At 56.6% G+C, this 813-nt stretch carries 1 protein-coding gene; it reads right to left on the bottom strand.

All coding sequences use genetic code 11. From position 1 onward, the window contains the following. The coding region (locus PspCFBP13528_RS27470) for an immunoglobulin-like domain-containing protein (protein ID WP_342671490.1) at positions 1-813 on the bottom strand (813 nt) is incomplete at both ends.

Genomic DNA, 813 nt, shown 5'->3' with positions numbered 1-813 from the left:
CAGCGGTGACTGTGCCGCTCGATTGGTTCACACCGATAGTGATGCTTTGGCCGTTATCCAACGCTACGGTCAACGGGTTGGTGATGTTCGTCACCGGCGCGCCGTTTTTATCCACAAGGCTGGCGGTGTAAACGATGTTGCCGCCTTCGCCGACGGTGGTGGTGGCGGTCAGGACTACATCGACCTTGTCGATAGTGTCGTTGATCGTTGTCGTTGCACCGCTGCCCGCCACTTCCAGCTTCTCGAAGTTGCCGCCAGTGGTTTCGGTGATCTGAACAGTCTGGGTGCTCTTATCGATGAACACATCATCGGAAGGTGCAGGCACAGTCACTGTGCCGACGGTATCGCCGGCTTTGATGGTGATCGATGAGCCATTATCCAGCTTCAAAGTTACGTCAGTACCGGCCTTGTTGCTCAAGGTCGCGGTGTACGTAATCTGTCCACCTTCACTCTCCTGGGCCGGAGCCGTCAGGGTGACGGTAGTGGTGTTATCAGTGCCTGGGGTATCAGTAACGGTGGTGTTAACCGGCGTGGTGCCTGGAACCAGATTTTCGAAATGCTCGCCACCGGTCACGCCTTTGATAGCGGTGGTGACGGTTTGGTCGCCCGTGTACACATCATCCGGCGCAACAACCGAAACACTGGCGCTCGATTGGTTTACACCGATAGTGATGCTCTGGCCGTTATCCAACGTCACGGTCAGCGGATTGGTGATGTTGGTCACTGGCGCGCCGTTCTTATCCACAAGGCTGGCGGTGTAAACGATGTTGCCGCCTTCGCCGACGGTGGTAGTGGCGGTCAGGACTACATCAA

Source organism: Pseudomonas sp. CFBP13528 (assembly GCF_005233615.1).
GTDB lineage: Bacteria > Pseudomonadota > Gammaproteobacteria > Pseudomonadales > Pseudomonadaceae > Aquipseudomonas > Aquipseudomonas fluorescens_AM.
This window is presented reverse-complemented; position numbering and strand designations above follow the sequence as displayed.